This window comes from Pseudarthrobacter sp. NS4 (assembly GCF_024758005.1).
In the GTDB taxonomy this organism is placed as follows: Bacteria; Actinomycetota; Actinomycetes; order Actinomycetales; family Micrococcaceae; genus Arthrobacter.
The window spans coordinates 334,433-350,611 of sequence record NZ_CP103288.1 but is presented as its reverse complement, the minus strand read 5'-3'; the positions used below and the strand labels follow the sequence as shown (position 1 = coordinate 350,611).

General features: G+C 64.2%; 17 protein-coding genes. 6 read left to right on the top strand and 11 right to left on the bottom strand.

The features are described 5' to 3' along the window. Positions 1-85 precede the first annotated feature (85 nt). Positions 86-1,192 carry a GTP pyrophosphokinase gene (locus NXY83_RS01655; protein ID WP_258804390.1) on the top strand — a complete coding sequence of 369 codons (1,107 nt, stop codon included), beginning with the start codon at positions 86-88 and terminating at the stop codon, positions 1,190-1,192. Positions 1,193-1,201: 9 nt separating this feature from the next. Here the strand turns inward: NXY83_RS01655 and eda are convergent, their stop codons facing one another. From eda to NXY83_RS01605, 10 genes are all read right to left on the bottom strand, one after another. After that, positions 1,202-1,831: a bifunctional 4-hydroxy-2-oxoglutarate aldolase/2-dehydro-3-deoxy-phosphogluconate aldolase gene (gene eda / locus NXY83_RS01650; RefSeq protein WP_258804389.1), complete on the bottom strand. Its 630-nt coding sequence runs from the start codon at positions 1,829-1,831 to the stop codon at positions 1,202-1,204. After that, positions 1,824-3,167: a mannitol dehydrogenase family protein gene (locus NXY83_RS01645; protein ID WP_258804388.1), complete on the bottom strand. Its 1,344-nt coding sequence runs from the start codon at positions 3,165-3,167 to the stop codon at positions 1,824-1,826. The genes eda and NXY83_RS01645 overlap by 8 nt, the downstream gene beginning before the upstream one ends. 113 nt (positions 3,168-3,280) lie before the next feature. Further along, positions 3,281-4,210 (bottom strand): PfkB family carbohydrate kinase, encoded by a 930-nt coding sequence (locus tag NXY83_RS01640; RefSeq protein ID WP_258806386.1) that lies wholly within the window; start codon positions 4,208-4,210, stop codon positions 3,281-3,283. A gap of 47 nt (positions 4,211-4,257) precedes the next feature. Beyond that, complete coding sequence (gene manD / locus NXY83_RS01635; protein ID WP_258804387.1) at positions 4,258-5,469, bottom strand: D-mannonate dehydratase ManD; 1,212 nt, start codon at positions 5,467-5,469, stop codon at positions 4,258-4,260. Positions 5,470-5,601: 132 nt separating this feature from the next. Beyond that, entirely contained in the window at positions 5,602-6,900 is a 1,299-nt protein-coding gene (locus NXY83_RS01630; protein ID WP_258804386.1) for a TRAP transporter large permease, read from the bottom strand. Positions 6,901-6,912: 12 nt separating this feature from the next. Beyond that, positions 6,913-7,449 (bottom strand): TRAP transporter small permease, encoded by a 537-nt coding sequence (locus tag NXY83_RS01625; RefSeq protein ID WP_258804385.1) that lies wholly within the window; start codon positions 7,447-7,449, stop codon positions 6,913-6,915. A gap of 56 nt (positions 7,450-7,505) precedes the next feature. Continuing rightward, a complete protein-coding gene (locus NXY83_RS01620; RefSeq protein ID WP_258804384.1) occupies positions 7,506-8,516 on the bottom strand; it encodes a TRAP transporter substrate-binding protein in 1,011 nt (336 codons plus the stop codon). Positions 8,517-8,632: 116 nt separating this feature from the next. Further along, entirely contained in the window at positions 8,633-9,673 is a 1,041-nt protein-coding gene (locus NXY83_RS01615) for an L-idonate 5-dehydrogenase (RefSeq protein ID WP_258804383.1), read from the bottom strand. A gap of 346 nt (positions 9,674-10,019) precedes the next feature. Beyond that, complete coding sequence (locus NXY83_RS01610; protein WP_258804382.1) at positions 10,020-10,730, bottom strand: GntR family transcriptional regulator; 711 nt, start codon at positions 10,728-10,730, stop codon at positions 10,020-10,022. Positions 10,731-10,878: 148 nt separating this feature from the next. Next, positions 10,879-11,457, bottom strand: coding sequence for a hemerythrin domain-containing protein (locus tag NXY83_RS01605; RefSeq protein WP_258804381.1), 579 nt, complete (start codon positions 11,455-11,457; stop codon positions 10,879-10,881). 149 nt (positions 11,458-11,606) lie between these two features. Here NXY83_RS01605 and NXY83_RS01600 point away from each other — a divergent pair, with 149 nt between their 5' ends. The 5 genes from NXY83_RS01600 to NXY83_RS01580 all read left to right on the top strand — a co-directional run bounded on the left by NXY83_RS01600 (position 11,607) and on the right by NXY83_RS01580 (position 15,853). Further along, a complete protein-coding gene (locus NXY83_RS01600) occupies positions 11,607-12,056 on the top strand; it encodes a helix-turn-helix transcriptional regulator (RefSeq protein WP_258804380.1) in 450 nt (149 codons plus the stop codon). Beyond that, positions 12,053-12,472 carry a VOC family protein gene (locus NXY83_RS01595; RefSeq protein WP_258804379.1) on the top strand — a complete coding sequence of 140 codons (420 nt, stop codon included), beginning with the start codon at positions 12,053-12,055 and terminating at the stop codon, positions 12,470-12,472. Before NXY83_RS01600 ends, NXY83_RS01595 begins: the two co-directional genes overlap by 4 nt. 83 nt (positions 12,473-12,555) lie before the next feature. After that, positions 12,556-14,946, top strand: a complete 2,391-nt coding sequence (locus NXY83_RS01590; RefSeq protein ID WP_258804378.1) for an excinuclease ABC subunit UvrA — start codon at positions 12,556-12,558, stop codon at positions 14,944-14,946. A gap of 21 nt (positions 14,947-14,967) precedes the next feature. Continuing rightward, positions 14,968-15,540 carry an MOSC domain-containing protein gene (locus NXY83_RS01585; RefSeq protein WP_258804377.1) on the top strand — a complete coding sequence of 191 codons (573 nt, stop codon included), beginning with the start codon at positions 14,968-14,970 and terminating at the stop codon, positions 15,538-15,540. Between the two features lie 52 nt (positions 15,541-15,592). Beyond that, positions 15,593-15,853 (top strand): DUF3072 domain-containing protein, encoded by a 261-nt coding sequence (locus NXY83_RS01580; RefSeq protein WP_258804376.1) that lies wholly within the window; start codon positions 15,593-15,595, stop codon positions 15,851-15,853. Positions 15,854-15,880: 27 nt separating this feature from the next. Here NXY83_RS01580 and NXY83_RS01575 read toward each other — a convergent pair whose 3' ends face one another. Then, positions 15,881-16,093 (bottom strand): hypothetical protein, encoded by a 213-nt coding sequence (locus NXY83_RS01575; protein WP_258804375.1) that lies wholly within the window; start codon positions 16,091-16,093, stop codon positions 15,881-15,883. Between the last annotated feature and the right edge of the window lie 86 nt (positions 16,094-16,179).

Here is a 16,179-nt window from a genome sequence, read left to right as displayed (position 1 = left end):
CAGTGTCCACCTGCCCGCCGCGCCCCTGGGCCTGAAGGCCGGACGCGGCCGTCGTTCTGTCCGGCCCCAGCCGTAAGCTGGGATCATGCCGAGTCACTGGGAAAACCTGGACGCGCCCCTCCGCGAGTCCGTGCAGCACAACGTGGAGATCTACGAGCGCGTCCGCCCTGCCCTGAAGCTGGTCACCCGCGACGTCCTGCTGGTCCTGCGGGACATGCTCAAGGACTCGGAGGTCACCCCGCTCTTTGTTACCGGCCGCACCAAAACGGTGGAGTCGTTCAAGGAAAAGATCTCCCGGACGGAGCAGCCCCTCGAACCGGGGGGACCTCCGGTACTGAAGTTCCCGGACCCGTTCCGCACCCTGAATGACATGGTGGGGATCCGTGTCATTACCAAGCTTCCCGCGGAGAATGCGGCGGTGGCGAACATCATCAAACGCCAACGGCAGCTCTTCGACTGCCGGGGGGACCGGGAGAAGGACATCGGTTCCATCGAATCCGGTACGTACGGCTATTCCAGCCGGCACCTGATCCTCCGGACCATCCAGAATGAGGCAGTCAAGGAGTACCAGCAGGTCTTCAACCCGGACATCGCGCCCAACGGCAGCTACTTCTTTGAATGCCAGATCCGCACGATCTTCGCGCATGCGTGGAGCGAGATCGAGCACGACATCCGGTTCAAGGCCGAGGACCCGCGCGCCTGGACGCCCCACTTTGACCGCCAGTTCACCGCCACCGCGGCGATGCTGGAAACAGTGGAGACTGCGTTCGCGGACCTGCACGAACGCTACGAGGAGGTCCGCAGCTTCTGGGACACGGACGGCGAAGGAGCGGCGCCGCTTACCCCCAACCGGGTTCGTGACGTCTGGCGCACGCTGCTGCCGCACGTCGACCGGAAGGTGGACGACGACTGGGGCTGGGCCGCCGAACTCCTCGCCGCCCACGGCCTCAACCAGACCATGCAGCTGGCCGGACTGCTGAGCGCCAACCGCATCACCGAGGTCCGCAAGGCCCTGGACCACCGCTACTCCCCCGGCCCGGACCGGCTGATGGATGACCTCCTGCTGTGGCAGTACGGCACCAAGCACATCGACCTCACCGCTGAGGCTGCCGACGCCGTTCCGCACCCCCGGCGCGACAGCCTCCTGCGGCGGCTCAAGCAGATCGAGCGGTACCGGCTGACGAAGAAGTAGCGGTCCTCCTCACTCCACCCGGAGGGAAGCGGCGCCTTGGGCGAGCTGTGTGATCTGCTGCCAGTCCTGGTTTTCGATAGCGCTGCGGGGTGTGAGCCAGCTGCCGCCAACGCAGGACACGTTCGGCAGTGCCAGGTATCCCGGTGCCGAGTTGAGGCTGATGCCTCCTGTTGGGCAGAACCGCACCTGGGGAATGGGCGCTCCGATGGCCGCGAGGTACTCCGGTCCGCCGGCCGGTCCTGCCGGGAAGAATTTCATCGTGTCCAGCCCGCGCTCCAGCACGGCCATGACCTCGCCCACTGTGGCCACGCCGGGCAGGACGGGGACATCGAGGGCCAGCATGTGGTCAAGCAGTGACGGGGTCACACCCGGGCTGACCAGGAACTGCGCACCGGCGGCAACCGCCGCGTCTGCCTGGCCGGGCGTGAGGATAGTGCCGGCACCCAGCAGGATGTCCGGCACTTCGTTGGCAATGCGCTTCAGCGATTCGAGGGCGCTGTCCGTCCGCAGCGTGAGCTCGATGATGCGGACTCCGCCGTCGGCCAGGGCCCTTGCAAGGGGAACAGCGTATTGCGGTTCATCGATGGTCACCACCGGAATGACAGGTGATACGTGAAGGACGCCGGTGGCATTAGCCATTGTTGATCTCGTTTCTCAGCCCGTCCAGGCCGTGGGTTTCGATAATGCGGTACCAGTGTGTGAGCAGCCCCGCGAAGGTGGTGTTGGCCGCGAGCCCGTCGTCGAAAATGCTTCTCATGCTGAGCAGCGCGGGGACAACGGCTGCGGCAGAGCGGTCATTTGGCAAGCTGGCCTGGAGTTCCGCAGCGAGGGGGTCGTTCAATTCCTGCCGGGGAGTAGTGGCAACGTGGTGCATCCACGCGGCCACGGCCAGGGCAGCCCACCGCGGTTCCCGTCCGGCGTCGAGGTTTGCACGGACCGTGGTCAGCAGCCGCAGGCCGATCTTTTGGGATCCGTCACTGCCCACCTTGGCCGTGGTGTGGCCGAGGGCGGGGTTCGCGAAGCGTTCCAGGATCTGGTCGCAGTAGGTTTCGCCGTCCAGGCCGGCGGGCAGGCTGATGGTGGGAAGGGCGTCCTCGGCCAGCATCAGGCGGCAGGCGGTGCGGAAAGAGTCCTCTCCTACTGTGTCGCTGATGGTGTCCTTGCCGATGGCAAGGCCGAGGTAGGCGAGCAGCGAGTGGCTGGCATTGAGCAGCCGCAGTTTTGCTGCCTCCCACGCGGCGACGTCGGTGCTGAACAGCGCGCCGGCTTCCTCCCAGGCGGGCCGGTCCCCGGCAAAGTTATCTTCGATGACCCACTGCATGAAGGGCTCAGCGACCACCGCGGCCTCGTCCCGGAGCCCGAGTTCGCATTCGACGGCGTCAAGGTCATCGCCGGTTGTGGCCGGCACCATCCGGTCCACCATGGTGCTGGGAAACGTGACATTTGCGTCCAGCCAGGCCAGCAGCGGCCCTGCCTCATCCTCAGGCAGGGCGACGGCAAAGGCACGGACCAGTTTTTCGGTCAGTTCCCCGTTGCCCGGCAGATTATCGCAGGACACGATGGTCAGGGGCCCTGCCCCGCCGCGGGTCCGCTGCTGGATGCCCCGGGCGATCTGCCCGATGGCCGTCTGCGGCGGGTGGCCGGCAAGGTCGGACCGCACCTGCGGATCCTCGATGTTGAGCGATCCGGTGTGCGGATCAATCCGGTAGCCCTTTTCCGTAATCGTCAGCGTTACCACGTGCGTGGTGGACGCGGCGATGCGGTCCACCACTGCTTCGGGGTGGTCTTTGCCGGAAATGGCCTCCACGATGCTGGAGACCACACGGAGTGGCCCGGCACCGGTGCCCCGCTCCGCCACGGTGAACAGTCCGTCCTGCGGTGCCAGTTGGCGTGCCACTGTGTCCGAACGCTGGGTCACCCCAACGATCCCCCAGTTGGAGGAGCCGTTCGCGAGCATGGCGTTTTCGGTGAACACCGCGGTGTGGGCGCGGGCGAAGGCGCCCAGGCCGAGGTGGACGATGCCGGGCTGGAGGGTGCGCGGGGCCAGCAGTGGACGGTGGTTGCCGGTGGCGGCGAGGGTGGCTGCGCTTAGGCGGGTGATGACAATGCTCCTTCGGCTGGTCCGGCAGCGTGGGCGCGGGTCTGTTCGAAGGTGGGGATGAATCCCGTCCCGCCTTTGCCGCCCACTACCAGCGACGCCGCCGCCGCGCCGTAGCGGGCAGCAACCGGGAGGGTGTCGCCCAGGACAATACGTGCGGTCAGCGTGCCGACGAAGGCGTCGCCTGCCCCGGTCTGGTCCACGACCGCGGGGGCAGGGATCGAATCGATCCAGGTGCTGTCGAGGCCTTCGCCTTCGACTTGGACCCCCTCCGCTCCACAGGTTACGGCCACGTTCCGCGCACCAAGGCTGCGGAGTCTCTCCGCTGCCCCCACTGCTGTAGCACAGTCCAGGAGTGCGGACGTTTCGCCGGGGAAGGACGGGGTCACCAGGAAGGCCCGGGGCGCGAGCTGCAGGAGGACCGCTGCCGCGTCCTCCACGGAGGTCAGCCGGGGGCGGAAGTTCGGATCAAACACAAAGCGTTTGGCAAGCGCCGCAGCCTTCAGCACTGCAGCCCGGGAAGATGCCGAGATGGCGCACGCAATGCCGCCCGCAACTACTGCGCCGGCGGCCGAGATCACTGCGGGATCTACGTCGTCGGGGCCAAGGCTGGAACCGACGCTGCCGCTGCGGGCGTAGGAGAACTCCCGCTGCCCGTCAGGGTCGCTGTGTACCAGGTAGACGCCCTGCTGGCCTGTCCGGAACTTCAGGAGGTCCGGTGAAATGCCGAGTTCAACGATCCGGGCGGCGATCGCCCGGCCGAGGTCGTCGTCGGTAAGGACCGACAGCAGGCCCACGCGTGCTCCGGCCGCAGCCGCGGCCGCTGCGACGTTGAGGGCGTCGCCGGAGATGCCCAGCTGGGCAGGCACGCCGTGGGCGAAGGCCACGTCGGTGGCTACCTCAACGAGGATCTCGCCCATGACGAGGACATCGAACGGTTCTTGCTTGGAGTGTTGCGCTGTGATGCTCACCAGTCATGCACCGATCCGTCGAGCCGCCGGTTGATGGGCAGGTATTTCGGGTCGAACGGGAAGCGGGCGGCGGCTTCCTCGTTGAACTCCACGCCGATGCCGGGAGCGTTACCGGGGTGCATGTAGCCGTCGTTGAAGGTGTAGGACGTGGTGAACACTTCGTTGGCCGGCTCCCGATGGCCCATGTATTCCTGGATGCCGAAGTTGGGGATGCTCATGTCCACGTGCAGGGCTGCCGCGAACGAGGCAGGGGAGAGGTCACCCGCGCCGTGAGACCCGGAACGTACACCGTACAAATCCGCCAGGGAGAAGATCCTGCGCAGGTGGGTAATGCCGCCGGCGTGCGACACGGAGGTGCGGATGTAGTCGATGAGGCGTTCGGTGATCAGCTGCTGGCAGTCCCAGATGGAGTTGAACACCTCGCCCACGGCGATGGGAGTGGTGGTGTGCTGGCGGATCAGGCGGAACGCCGACTGGTCCTCGGCCGGCGTCGGATCCTCAATCCAGAAGGGCCTGTACTGCTCCAGCGACGCGCCCAGCCTGCCGGCCTCAATGGGCGAAAGCCGGTGGTGCACGTCATGCAGGACGTGGGTGCCGTAGCCGAACTCCTCCCGGATATGCGCCATCATCTTCGGAGCGAAGTCCAGGTAAGCCGTCGTCTCCCACGCGTCCTCCTGGGGAACATTGCCGCTCGCAGGCTCGTAAAGCTTGCCGCCCAGCGGCGCAATACCGTAGGTCTTCTCCAGACCAGGAACCGCAGCCTGGGCACGGATGGCCTTGTACCCGAGGTCCAGGTGGTGCTGGAAATCAGCGCCGAGGTCCTCCAGGGTGGACCCGCTGGCATGGCCGTAGACCATGACGCCCTCGCGGGCTGCCCCGCCGAGGAGCTCATAGACCGGCATGCCCGCGGCCTTGCCTTTGATGTCCCAAAGCGCGACGTCGATCGCGGCGATCGCCGTCATGGTCACCGGCCCGCGGCGCCAGTAGGCCCCCTTGTAGAAGTACTGCCACGCGTCTTCGATGCGGCGAGCATCCCGGCCGATCAGCAGGGGGCACAGATGCTCGGACAGATAGGACGCCACAGACAGCTCACGGCCGTTCAGCGTAGCGTCGCCAATACCTGTGGTGCCGTCCTCGGTTTCAATGATGAGCGTGACGTAATTCCGTCCGGGCGACGAAACCACTACCCGTGCGTCGGTGATCTTCACTGGTTGGTCCTTCTAGGTATTAAGGGTGGAAAAGTGGAACTGGACGGGCTGTCAGCCAATGGCTCAACTGAGCCCGGGGCTGACGTCGTTGCTGCCGCCGGCAGAATCCCGCCGGCCTTGGCGAGCACGGGGTTATTGGGGATCGAGCCACCCAAGCGGCACCAGGACCAGCTCAGGGAGCAATGCCATCGCTACCACGAGCGCCGTCTGGGCCAGGAGGTAGGGCAGGGTGGGCCGGATAATTGCACCCACCTTGACGTTCCCTACAGCAGCAGCCACGTTCAAAGACGGCCCAACAGGGGGTGTGTTCAAACCGATGACGTTAGCCAGCGTGAAGACGATGCCGAAATAGATCAGGTCAATTCCAGCGGCGTTGAGCAGCGGCAGGACGATCGGGGTGACGATGAGGATCGTCGGTACGACGTCGAGCACCAACCCCAGAAGAATGATGAACATCAGCAGGACGATCATCAGGAGCGTCGGGTTGTCGACGAGTCCACCCAAGGAACGGGTAAGCACTGCAGGTACGCCGGAGATCGCCATATAGTATGCCGTAACCTGGGCGGCAGCGGCGAGGAACATGACCACGGCCGACACTTTGGCTGCGGACCTCAAAGCTGCGAATGCCTCCTTGAGGTTAATCTCCCGGTAGACGAACACGCCGATGATGAGCGCGTATACGACGGACACCACGCCGGCTTCCGTGGCTGTGAACACCCCGCTTCGCAGGCCGACCAGGATGATCACCGGCAGCAACAGCGCCCAAACCGCTTGATAAGCCAGCTTGGCCAGCCCGCGGCCCCCTACGCGGGGAATGTCGGACCTGATGTTCTCTTTCGAGCGCGCGATCAGGAACCAAACGATGAACATTACGATCGTCAGGTAGAGCGCGGGAGCAATACCGGCCAGGAACAGCGACTTGATTGAAACGCCCGCGGCGGCACCGTAAATGATCAATGGTACCGATGGCGGCATGATGGGCGAGACGAGATTCGAGGAGGCGATAAGCGCGGCGGATCGTTCCCGGTTGTAGCCATCTTTGACCATCATGGGAATGAGGATTGCCCCCAGTGCTGCCGTGCTCGCCACAGCCGAACCTACTAGGCTGCCGAACAACAGGGCCGACAGGATCGCGACGTAGCCGAGACCACCACGTACACGGCCAACGGTGGCGCTGGCAAGGGCAATGATGCGGTGCGTGAGGCCGCCACGGTTCATCAACTCACCGGTGAGGATGAAGAACGGGAGCGCCATCATGGCGACTGAATCAGTGCCGCGCATGAGTTGCGCGGCCATGATCTGCGGATTGCCTGAGCTTCCGCCCATTTGCATGCCGGTTGCGGCAGAGGCAAAAAGCAGCGCGAACGCGATCGGTACACCGATCGCAATGGAACCGATGAGATACCCAAACAAGGGCACAAGAACCTTCATGTCAGATATCCCCTAGTCGATCGAGGTTCTTGTGCCGGCAGCACTGGTTTCGCCGTCTTTGATTGCAAGCAACTCAGCAACAGGGCTCTTCATCACCAGCAAGCGGTACAGATTCCCCAGCGCGATGAGCACGATGGCCACACCGGTAACGACACCGGCCCCCATGATGAGCGATCGCGGGTATTGGGTGGCAACCCACGCGTCGTTCCGGCTCTGCATGGCGAGATCCCAGCTTCCCTGCACGAGCAGCCACATCACCCAGATGATGATGAGCTGGACGACCGCGTAGAGAACCTTCTGCACCATCGGCGGGACATGTTCAAGCAGGGTGTCCACACCAAGGTGCCGATTATCACGGAAGGCAGCGACGGTGCCCAGGTAAACGAGGTAGATGAAAGACAAGCGTGTAACCTCTTCCGACCATACGAAACCGGTAGAGAACGCGAAACGCAGGACCACGTTGAGGAACATCAGGAGAACCATGAGGGCCAGCAGTACGGCCATCAGGATCTCCACCCCCCGGAAGAGGAAATCTAAAAATCTTGTCAAGTTCGTTCCTTGTTCGAAGTGGTGAGGGCACCGTTGCCGATGCCCTCACCGTTTGGTTACTTAACTTCGCGAATCCGCGAAGTGAGGTCCTCGGCCCATTCGTTGTCCTCAAGGAGCTTCTTGGTCAACGGCTCGATGCGGTCGATCATCTTCTGCCGGTCGGCTTCGGAGAGCGAAGTAACGGTTACGCCCTGCTCCTCGAGGAAGGCGCGGTCCTTATCCACGTTTGCGATGTAGTTGCTCCACGCCTCTTCCGAGGTCTTGCGGGCGGCGTCGCGCACGATTTGCTGGTGCTCTTCGCTGAGGTCATCCATGAACGGAGCGCTCACGACGAGCTCAAGCGTCGCGATAATGTGGTTGGTTTCAAGGAGGTAGTCCTGCACCTCGTGCAAGGACTGGCTGATAACCGTCACCATGCCGTTGTCCTGACCGTCAACGACGCCCGTTTCGAGTGCGGTGAAAAGCTCCCCAAGCGGAATGACCTGCGCGCTGGCGCCAAGGTTTTCGGCAAGCCCGATGTGGATGGGGTTGCCGGGCATGCGGAACTTTTGTCCTTGGAAGTCATCGACGGACTCCAGCGGCTTGGAACTGGTGAAGGTACGGGCGCTGTTCGGCCCCCAGCCCAGGAGGTATGTCGAGGGGAACTGCTCATGGAACTCTGCGCTAAGTTCATCGGCAATTTCACCGGTCCATACGGCCTGCGCGTGCTCCAGGTCGCGGTACAGGAATGGCCAGTCGGAGATCAGCATCTTGGAAAACTCTTTGTTCATGGGTGTGCCGACGACGGCGACCTCAAGGGTTCCGTTCCGCACGCCATCCCACAAGTCGGCCTCGTTGCCCAACGTGCCGCCGTGGTGTACATCGACGAGCAAAGCGCCGTCGGAGGCCTCTTCGATCTCCTTTTTGAAGACTTCGTCGATAGCGGCCGCCATCGGGTGGCCTGCGTCCCAGGTGTCGGCGACGCGGATGGTCTTGGTCTCGCCTGCACCACCGGGCTCGGATGAACCACAGGCAGCCAGTGATGCTGCCAGGACAGTTGCCGTGAGGATGGTTACCAATCGCTTCATGTTAACTCCTTTGTTTGCGCATGGGCGGTTTTGCTTCTACAGCTGGTGACCCCTCGGGGCTTAACCGCTGCCTTACTTGTGCTCGGGTATTTGTTCGGCGCCTTTCGACGCGGCTGTCATCCACTAATTCGGAGCAGAACTTTGCTCGATCCCGAAGATCGATCAGACGCCACGTCGAACGCCTTGTGGGCTTCATCGATGGCGAACTCATGGGTGAGGATAGGGTCCACCAGGAGGCCTGAGGCGAGCAGGTTGATTGCCTCAGTCATCTCATCGACAAACCGGAATGAGCCGCCCCAGACAATTTCCCGCGTTACCAGATCGCCCAGGACCGCAGCCACCGGCGTGGCCGGGAGGTTGCCGACCTGAACAACGGCTCCGCCCCGGGCGGTGGAGTGCAGGACAGAGCCTAACGCCCCGGGCGCCCCGGACGCTTCGATCACCAATTCGAACTCGCTGCCCACTGCGCTCGTGGAGACGTCTACTGTCCGGTCCGCCCCGATACTGGCCGCAATCGCCAAAGCGGCGGGCGACAAATCCGTTGCTGTGACAGAGGCCGCTCCAAGATGCTTAGCCACCGCCATCGTGAGCAGACCGATAGGTCCCGCGCCGTTCACAAGGATGTCGCGCCCGGCCACACCCCCCGGCAGCAGGGCTTCCGCCCGCCGGACAGCGTGCAAGGCAACCGCCAGCGGCTCGACGACAGCGCCCAGCCGAGTGCTCACGCTGTCAGGCAGCGGCAGCACCTGGTCGGCGCGGACAACTTTAAGCCCGACGAAGCCGCCGTCAGTGTGCGGATCGAGGGCGGCAGATCCAAAGTAGCGGACACTCGGGTACAGATTGGTCCGACCCCGGATCCGATCGGGCAACTTCCCGTCACCAAGTAGGGTCGGCGGCGATATAGCCGCACGCTGCCCGATCTCGATGCCTTCCACCCCAGCACCAAGACTGACGACGCGGCCCGCGAATTCGTGCCCGAGAATCAACGGGTGCTTGAGCACCGCAGTCCCGGACGCTCCCTTGGCAACGTAGGCCAGGTCGGAGCCGCAGATGCCGCCCCAGTCGACGGCTATCAGCACTTCGCCGGAACCAGGTTCAGGTTCGGGGAGGTCATCCACCCGAAGGTCGGCCGCCCCATGAACCACAACTGCCTTCACGAACCTGCCCCTATCGCCCGGAGCTGACCGCCAGCCATGCTGCACGGTACAAGGGAGGGCGGTTTTGACCTTGAATCCACGACGCTCCTTTGCGAAAAAAATCAGTGCCGCGTGTGAAGTACAGCACTTGTATGTAAGGAGAGTTTGGCAGACTGGTTGAGCTGTCGTCAAGTGGCATGTCCAGCAAAAAGCCCTGCGCGCGTATAGCAGGGCACAGCTAACCTTGTGGCGCCTGCTGCCAGTGGCCCAGCCGACGACAAGGGAATCGATGGGAGCAGGCTAAGACCCTCGAAGAGATGTTAGAGGCTGGGCCGAGGGTCTACCTTTGGCACCCCATCAAGGGAAATCACTCCCAGACGGCGACGCTCCGCCGGATTGGCACCGCGCCCGAGTTGGATGAGAACAGTTCCGGCGACCGACGACGTACACGCTCAATGTCGGCAAAGACGGTACGCAAGTGAGCGCGCATCATGCTCCGGGCCTGGTCCGGTTCTCCCCGCAACAGGGCCTCCAGCACGTCGGCATGCTGGTCCCGGAAGACCTTCATTGAGGGGTTCTCGGTCAACCCAAGACGCCGTGCACGGTCGAGGTGACCTTTGGCGGCCACCACAGTGGGCCAGATGCGCTCGTGGCCAGCGAGCCGGAGCAGACCGAGGTGGAAGTCCTCATCCAACCGGAAAAACGTCTCAGGGTCGTTATCTGCGAGCTGCTGGTTAGCCAGATTCTCGCGCAAGGCCTCGACCTGGGCCGGATCCGGCGCAGCCGGCATGTCATCAAGGGAGGCCAACTCCACGGCCTCCCGCAGGAACTGTGCGTCGGCCACGCGTTCGGGGTCCACGCGTGAGACAAAAGAGCCCACTTTGGGAAAGATCTGAACCAGGTCCTCCTGGGCCAGCAGGATCAGGCTCTCCCGGACCGGGGTGCGGGATGTTCCGAGTTCAGCTGCCAGTTCGTTCTCTGACAATGGTGTCCCAGGAGCCAACTCGAGGGTCACAACCCGACGTCGGAGCTCTTCGAAGACGGTTCGTCGGCTGCTTCGGGCGCTGAGTGGTGGCATAAGTTGATCATAGTAAGCCGAACTGGCCTACGTCTCCTAGTTGACCAGCCCAGCCGCCTTGGGCTTACATACAAGTTCGCCCGCCTTCGTCAATTCAGGTATGCGCGTTGTATGGGCCGAGGATGAACCCGCCAGCCGGTCAGTCGTCCTACGAACCGGTGTGCCGTTTGGTGAGTTTGTCCAGGAGCCGGTCCACCATGCCGATGCCCGGACCCACAGTCTTATGGAACAGCTCAGAGTGCGGTGCGCTTGGGTGCGGCCTTGTCGGTGCCAGCTTTTTCGCTTTTTCTACCTTTTCGCCCATATCAACGAGTTTTTCGCGGGGGATGTGCTGGCGCAGCTTCGGGAACTGGTCGGACTCCTCGTCGCCCGCGTGATGGGTCAGCTGCCCTTCGAGTTCGCGTACCAGATCCAGGAAGGCCTGGTCGGAAGGCTCGGCTTTTTCCAGCTGCTTCATCAGCTTGACGATCTCGTCGTGCTCCTTTTTGTCGTGCTCGACTTCCTCTTTACCGTTGGGGACGTGGTCCTCCATGGCGGGGTAGACGTACATCTCCTCGGCGACGGCATGACGCATCACTTCCGCGATCAGGGTGTCGGCCAAGTCCCTGCGCTGGCTTCCATCGGTTGCGCCGTGGATCTGGCCGATCAACGCGATCATCTCCTGGTGGTCAGCGGTCAGGATGTCCACGACGTCCACGTTGGTTCCGGCGGAATTGGTATCACTCACGAGCTTTCCCTCCTCCTGGATCGCTTCCTTGCAAGCGACGTAGGGGGTCAAAGTACCACGCGAAATCAGCCGGATCCATAGGTGGAAACTGGCCTTGGAGGACTCTCCGGCTCTGGACAACTCCCCCGCCGGGTAGCACGATCACAGATGTGACCACCACTCCCCAAAGTGACCCCTATCTTCGCGAGCTGACCCAGCTCCGCCGCGTCAAGGACCGGATCGACCGGGAGTACGCGCAGCCGCTGGACGTCGAATCCCTGGCCCGGGATGTCCATATGTCAGCCGGCCATTTCAGCCGCAGGTTCAAGCTCGCCTACGGCGAATCCCCCTACAGCTACCTCATGACCCGGCGGATCGAGCGTGCCATGGCGCTCCTCCGCAAAGGCGACCTTTCCGTCACTGAGGTGTGCTTCGCCGTCGGCTGTTCCTCGTTGGGTACCTTCAGCACCCGCTTCAGCGAGCTCGTCGGGATGCCTCCCAGCTTCTACAAACAGGAGGCAGAAGGCTCGACGGCGGGGATCCCGGCGTGCGTGGAGAAGCAGGTGTCCAGACCGGTCAGGAATCGAGAAGCGCCGGCCCCGGAGCCGCAAATAGCATGACTGCCATGGACATCACCATCAGCTCAAGTTTCCTTCCGCACACCGATCCGGACGCGTCAATGGCGTTTTACCGCGACGCCCTGGGCTTCGAAGTCAGGAATGACGTTGGCCGCGGCACCATGCGGTGGATTACCGTCGGCCCGGCCGGCCAAAAGGACGTCTCCATCGTCCTGTACCCGCCGGCCGCCGACCCCGGCATCACCGACGAGGAACGCCGGACCATCGCCGAAATGATGGCCAAGGGCACTTTTGCCACCGTCGTCCTCTCTTCCCCGGACGTCGACTCCGCCTTCGCCAAAGTGGAGGCGAGCGGGGCCGACGTCGTGCAGGAACCCATCGACCAGCCCTACGGAATCCGCGACTGCGCCTTCCGTGACCCCGCCGGCAACACCGTCCGCATCAACCAGCAGCCCTGAGCTGCGACTATTGAAACCAGCGACGCCGGGGAGGCTGCGGGGCGCAGCATCCCTACCCGCCCCAGCCGACAGATGGAGACCCGATGAGTACGGACACAAGCACGGACGCACAAACAAACGAGCTGCACGTCGCCGACACCCATGACCTGATCCGGGTGCAGGGGGCGCGGGAGAACAACCTCAAGGACATCAGCGTCGAGCTGCCCAAGCGCCGGCTGACCGTGTTCACCGGCGTCTCCGGTTCCGGTAAGAGCTCACTGGTGTTCGCCACCATCGCCGCGGAATCCCAGCGGATGATCAATGAAACCTACAGCGCGTTCGTGCAGGGGTTCATGCCGAGCCTCGCCCGGCCCGACGTGGACCGGCTCGAGGGCCTGACAACGGCGATCATCGTGGACCAGGAGCGCATGGGCGCCAACCCGCGCTCCACAGTCGGCACCGCCACCGACGCCAACGCGATGCTGAGGATCCTCTTCAGCCGTCTGGGCCAGCCGTACGTCGGCCCGCCCACGGCATTTTCATTCAACGTCCCCACCCGTAAAGCCAGCGGCATCATGAGCACCGAGAAGGGCGGCCGGGTCGAAAAGAACGTCGTGCGCCAGGTGACCTACCTCGGCGGCATGTGCCCGCGCTGCGAGGGCATGGGCAACATCAGCGACATCGACCGCACGGCCCTGTATGACGACTCCAAGTCGCTGGGCGAGGGCGCCCTGACGGTGCCGGGTTACTCGATGGACGGCTGGTACGGCCGGCTCTTCGAGGGGATGGGCCTGCCAATGGACAAGCCCATCGCGAAGTTCACCAACAAGCAGCTCGACACGATGCTCTATGCGGAGCCCACCAAGATCAAGGTGGAGGGCGTCAACCTCACCTTCGAGGGCATCATTCCCAAGATCCAGAAGTCGATGCTCTCCAAGGACGTGGAAGCGATGCAGCCGCACGTGCGGCGCTTCGTGGAGCGCGCGGTCACGTTCGCCACCTGCCCCGACTGCGGAGGGACGAGGCTGACGCCGGAGGCACTCTCCTCGAAAATCAACGGCAAGAACATCGCCGAGCTGTGCACGATGCAGATCAGTGACCTGGCCGAGTGGATCCGCGGGGTTGATGAGCCCTCCGTCCGCCCTCTGCTGGCGGGCCTCCGCGACCTGCTGGACTCCTTTGCCGAGATCGGCCTGGGCTATCTTTCGCTGGACCGGCCCGCCGGCACCCTGTCAGGCGGAGAGGCGCAGCGGACCAAGATGATCCGCCACCTGGGCTCCTCGCTCACGGACGTCACCTACGTCTTCGACGAACCCAGCATCGGCCTCCATCCGCACGACATCGAGCGGATGAACGACCTCCTGCTGCGGCTGCGCGACAAGGGCAACACAGTGCTGGTGGTGGAGCACAAGCCGGAAATGATCGCCATTGCCGACCACGTGGTCGACCTCGGCCCGGCAGCCGGCTCGGGCGGCGGCGAGATTGTCTACGAGGGCGACGTCGAAGGGCTTCGTTCCAGCGACACCGTCACCGGCCGGCACCTCGACGACCGCGCCCGGCTTCGGGATTCTGTCCGGGCGGCCACCGGCGCGCTTGAGGTGCGTAGCGCGTCAACGCACAACCTGCGCAACGTGGACGTCGATGTGCCGCTGGGCCTTCTGTGCGTGGTGACCGGCGTCGCCGGGTCCGGCAAAAGCTCCCTGATCCACGGCTCACTGGCCGGCCGGGAGGGCGTCATCACCGTCGACCAGGGCGCCATCAAGGGATCCCGGCGCAGCAATCCCGCCACGTACACCGGGCTCCTCGAGCCGGTCCGCAAGGCCTTCGCCAAGGCCAACGGCGTTAAGCCCGCGCTGTTCAGCTCCAACTCCGAAGGCGCATGCCCAACATGCAACGGCGCCGGGGTGATCTTCACCGAACTCGGCGTTATGGCCACGGTTGAGTCCACGTGCGAGGACTGCGAAGGCCGCCGCTTCCAGGCTGCCGTGCTCGAGTACACCCTCGGTGGACGCAACATCGCCGAGGTCCTGGCCATGTCGGTGGAGGAGGCGCTGACCTACTTCAGCGCGGGTGCAGCGAAGACGCCGGCCGCGCACAGGATCCTCGAACGCCTGGCCGACGTCGGACTGGGCTACATCACCCTCGGCCAGCCCCTCACCACACTGTCCGGCGGCGAGCGGCAGAGGCTCAAGCTTGCTGCCCAGATGGCGGAGAAGGGCGACGTCTACATTCTTGACGAACCCACCACGGGCCTTCACCTGGCCGACGTCGAGAACCTGCTGGGCCTTCTGGACCGGCTGGTCGAGTCGGGAAAGTCGGTGATCGTCATCGAGCACCACCAGGCGGTGATGGCGCACGCTGACTGGATCATCGACATCGGTCCGGGGGCAGGGCACGACGGCGGCCGGATCGTTTTCGAGGGCACGCCCGGTGACCTGGTGGCGGCGCAGTCCACCCTCACCGGACAGCACCTGGCGGCCTATGTGGAGGCGTAGGCGACGGCTTACGGTGGGGGCATGACGGAAAGCTACCGGTACGACGTCGGGATCCTGCACCTGCTGGTATCGCCGGCGCACGCCTACTTTGGCCGGGCGAAGGATGGCGCTGCGGATGTGCCCACCGCTGACGCCCACCAGGCCGAAGTGGTGGCCGGCAAGGGCATTGTGGGCGACCGGTTCTTTGGGAAGGCAGCCCACATGGACGCGGCGGTGACCCTGTTCGCCGTCGAGGCCCTCGAGGCCATGGCTGCTGAATTGGGCGCCGGCCCGTTCGATCCGCTCGACACCCGGCGGAACGTTGTACTGCGGGGGGCGCAGCTGGCTCCGCTGGTAGGCCATGACTTCGCGCTGGAGTCTGCCGGGTCGGTGGTGCGATTCCGCGGCGGGCGCCCTGCCCACCCCTGCGCGTGGATGAACGCGGTGCTGGCACCGGGGGCGCACGCCGCGATGCGGGGACGGGGCGGCATCCGCTGCCAGCCGTTGTCCAGCGGCATTCTGCACCGCGGCCCCGCCGTGCTTGTCAGCCCCGTGGCGCTGGATCCGGATCAGGCAGGTGTGCCCAGCCTGCTTCGGCCAAGCCGGCTGCCGTAAAGGCAGCTTTAACAACTGCAGGATGTCAGGGGCGGCGCCTAAACTCTTGGCCATGGACAACAACAGTGACCAGGAAAAAATCGGCAGCCCTACTCCGGAACCGGACGCCGGCCTCAACCGGGACCCGGAGGACTGGGCAACGGGCGATGAACCCATGACGGCAGCCCAGCGGAGCTACCTCGACACCCTGGCCCGCGAGGCAGGGGAAGAACTGCCGGCGGACCTCAGCAAAGCCGAAGCGTCAAAGCACATCGACCGGCTGCAGCAGCGCAGTGGACGGGTGTCCGGCAACGGAAACGAATCCGGCAGCTAGTTCAGGCCCACCATAAGGGAAAAGGGCCTACCAGGCCTGGTGCTCGCGCGTCAGGCCGAAGGGGACCGTTTCGCTCAGGGCCACCGTGAACTTGTCCACGCCGTGCCGCGTCACCAGGATGCCGTGGCGCTTCTCAGCGAGCGCGTGCGCCCTGGCGGCGCTGACGGCTGCTTCGAGCTCGCTGTCCATACTTGCGCGGTCGGCCACGGTCAGGGTCATAGGGAAGTGATGAGCGGTCATGGGTAAGCCTTAATGTTTCGTTGCATTTGGGGATCGGGCAGGCGCATGCGCTCCCCAAAAGGCTGCAAACGCGTTTGGGCATCCGA